Raw genomic sequence first — 2,517 nt, 5'->3', positions numbered from 1 at the left:
CTCCAGCCGCGGCGTGAACACCCCGCGCTCGCTCAACAGATCCACCAGGAAAGTGGGTGTAGCCGACTCAAACCAGTAAGGCGCGAATCGACGCTTCTGGAACAACAGCAACAGATCAAAGGGGTTATACACCGAGGGCGTATCCGCCCCACCCCACCGGTAGCCGTTATACCAGTCCCGGATCTCCGCCCGATCCAGCCCCGGCAACTCCGCCGCAAACACCGTATCCACGTCCTCATCCGTATAACCACAGATGGCCGCGTAAGGCTCGTCCAGGGTGATGTCGTTGAGATTATTCAGCCCCGAGAACAGACTCACCTTGCTGAACTTGGACACCCCTGTGAGCAGGCAGAACCTCAGGTGGGCATCCACCGTCTTCAGCACCGAGTAGAGGTTTTTCAGGCCCTCACGGAGCTCGCGAGCCTGTTCCGGCTCCGTGATGTTGTCCAGAATCGGCTTGTCGTATTCATCGATCAACACCACCACCCGCTCACCGGCACGGGCATGCACCCCGCGGATCAGCGCCTCAAACTCTCCCGGTATATCCGTCTGGCGGTCCAGACTCACGCCCAGCCGCTCGCGGTTCCAATGCAGCTGATCACGGATCCGCGCATCCAGCCCTTCGCGAGTGGTCACCACCCCGCCCCCGAAATCCAGGGTGATCACCGGATAACGCACACTCCAGTCCCACCGGGACTCAACGTACAGCCCCCGGAACAGGTCCTCCCGCCCCTCGAACAGGCAACGCAGGGTATCCAGCAGCAAGCTCTTGCCAAAACGGCGGGGACGAGAGAGGAAAAAATACCCACCCTCACTCACCAACCGAAGCAGGTGCGGTGTCTTGTCCACATAGTAGTGGTCACCCCGGCGGATCTTCTCGAACGACTGGATACCAATGGGGAGATTGCGTTTCTGGGGCATGGGCAGCTCCGGGCGGATCATGCCAGCACCGCGTGAGGTCTGGCTATACGGGGGTGACCGGACGATCGTAGTGACCACCAATAGCGAAGATATAAATGGACTTGTCGTCGAATCGATAGATCAAACGATCTTGCTGTGATATTCGCCTGGACCATAGGCCAGAGAGGTTGTACTTGAGTGGTGCAGGTTTTCCCAGGCCAGAGGACGGATCTTCTGTTCGCAGCATTTCCTTGAGCAATTTACACAGGGCCCTGTGTAATCGCTTGTCGTTCTCACGCATGGCCTCATATGCTTCCCAGGTATGACCTTCAAACACCAGTGATCTCATCCATTTGCTCGCCAGTGGGTTTGTAGCCTTTACCATGGGTGTGGGTTTCGAGAGAGTCGGCAATCTGCTGCATGAGATCCTTGTTTTGGAGAACGTGAAGGGTTTCCTGTTCCCGCTCCCAGTCGTCGGCGCTGATCACCACGAAATCCTGACCCGCTCGCCGTGTCACCTTGAGCGGCTCATGCCTGCTAACCACTTGCTCTACAACGCTTTTCAGGTTTTCCCTGAATTTGTTTACGCTCATTGTGTCCATGAAGGCACCTTGATGTACGGCAATTCAGTACAAGTATAGGCCGCGACCCCTAATAAGGCCAGGCACCCGGCGGCAGTGGAAGTGCTGATGTGAGGGAAGGCCTGGAATATGTGCCTCCTGCGTGTGCACGCCGACCCATTTGCTTTACTGTCGTGAACACATGGCCGTGTCGGTTGATGGGGCACCACCAACTGTTGCATGTAACAACACCCCCATGCTACACAGGTGGCATGCAACACGTTTCGAACAGAGGCACGCCACATGGCCACCACGCACGTGAACACTCGAGTGAAGAAGCATCGTGACGCCCTGCGCAAGGCGGGGCTTCGACCCGTGCAAATCTGGGTGCCTGACACTCGGCGACCCGACTTTGCCGAGGAGTGCCGCCGTCAATGCCTTTTGACCGCCGAAGCGGACAGGGTCGACGACAATATGCAGCGCTTTATGGATGAAGCCCTTGCAGACACGGATGGCTGGACGGATTGATGCGGGGAAGCCTCGTGACCATCACCATGCAAGGCGATTTCGGCAAACCAAGGCCCGCGCTGATCATCCAGGCCGACCAGTTCAGCGACAACGCCAGCATCACGATCCTGCCCGTCACCAGCACCCTCGTGGATGCACCACTCCTGCGCGTCACAGTGCAACCGAGCGCCGAAAACGGCTTGCAAAAGCCGTCACAAATCATGGTGGACAAGACCATGACGGTAAAACGCGACAAGGTCGGCCCCACCATTGGGCAGATCGACCCCAATTCTCTGCTGGAGATTGAACGTTGCCTGGCCGTGTTTCTGGGAATCGCCAAATAGACGGGAGAGGAAAACACCCCCTTGCGTTCACCAACCGAAGCAGGTGCGGTGTCTTGTGCACATATGTAGTGGCCACCCCGGCGGACGGAGGAGGTAACGCTGGAGATGGATTGCGTTTTCTGGGGCATCAGGCAACCCGCGGCTGAACTTCCCGCTCGATGTCCTTGGCAACTGCTTGACCACCGTTCCATCATACCTACCCAAAC

Annotated in this window: 5 protein-coding genes; 2 read left to right on the top strand and 3 right to left on the bottom strand. The window is 57.7% G+C overall.

Annotated features, from left to right (window positions below; translation table 11 throughout):
* The 3 genes from LPW30_RS15805 to LPW30_RS15795 all read right to left on the bottom strand — a co-directional run.
* On the bottom strand, positions 1 to 921 hold a 921-nt coding region (locus LPW30_RS15805; protein ID WP_239681352.1), incomplete at its 3' end, for an ATP-binding protein.
* Positions 922 to 964: 43 nt separating this feature from the next.
* Complete coding sequence (locus LPW30_RS15800) at positions 965 to 1,249, bottom strand: Txe/YoeB family addiction module toxin (RefSeq protein ID WP_239681351.1); 285 nt, start codon at positions 1,247 to 1,249, stop codon at positions 965 to 967.
* Positions 1,230 to 1,502, bottom strand: a complete 273-nt coding sequence (locus tag LPW30_RS15795; RefSeq protein WP_025282874.1) for a type II toxin-antitoxin system Phd/YefM family antitoxin — start codon at positions 1,500 to 1,502, stop codon at positions 1,230 to 1,232. Before LPW30_RS15795 ends, LPW30_RS15800 begins: the two co-directional genes overlap by 20 nt.
* Before the next feature lie 261 nt (positions 1,503 to 1,763).
* Here LPW30_RS15795 and LPW30_RS15790 point away from each other — a divergent pair, with 261 nt between their 5' ends.
* Both LPW30_RS15790 and LPW30_RS15785 read left to right on the top strand, forming a co-directional pair.
* A complete protein-coding gene (locus tag LPW30_RS15790) occupies positions 1,764 to 1,988 on the top strand; it encodes an antitoxin MazE family protein (protein ID WP_239681350.1) in 225 nt (74 codons plus the stop codon).
* 14 nt (positions 1,989 to 2,002) lie between these two features.
* Positions 2,003 to 2,311 carry a type II toxin-antitoxin system PemK/MazF family toxin gene (locus LPW30_RS15785; protein ID WP_425305685.1) on the top strand — a complete coding sequence of 103 codons (309 nt, stop codon included), beginning with the start codon at positions 2,003 to 2,005 and terminating at the stop codon, positions 2,309 to 2,311.
* Positions 2,312 to 2,517: the final 206 nt, after the last annotated feature.

The organism is Ectothiorhodospira variabilis (genome assembly GCF_022227625.1).
GTDB lineage: Bacteria > Pseudomonadota > Gammaproteobacteria > Ectothiorhodospirales > Ectothiorhodospiraceae > Ectothiorhodospira > Ectothiorhodospira haloalkaliphila.
Note: the sequence above shows the minus strand (reverse complement) of the source record. Positions and strands in the feature narration are given on the sequence as shown.

What these genes read in the sequence shown, in the direction of transcription:
- LPW30_RS15800 (WP_239681351.1), bottom strand. Translation starts at nt 1,249, where the DNA reads ATGAGATCACTGGTGTTTGAAGGTCATACCTGGGAAGCATATGAGGCC.
- LPW30_RS15795 (WP_025282874.1), bottom strand. Translation starts at nt 1,502, where the DNA reads ATGGACACAATGAGCGTAAACAAATTCAGGGAAAACCTGAAAAGCGTT.
- LPW30_RS15790 (WP_239681350.1), top strand. Translation starts at nt 1,764, where the DNA reads ATGGCCACCACGCACGTGAACACTCGAGTGAAGAAGCATCGTGACGCC.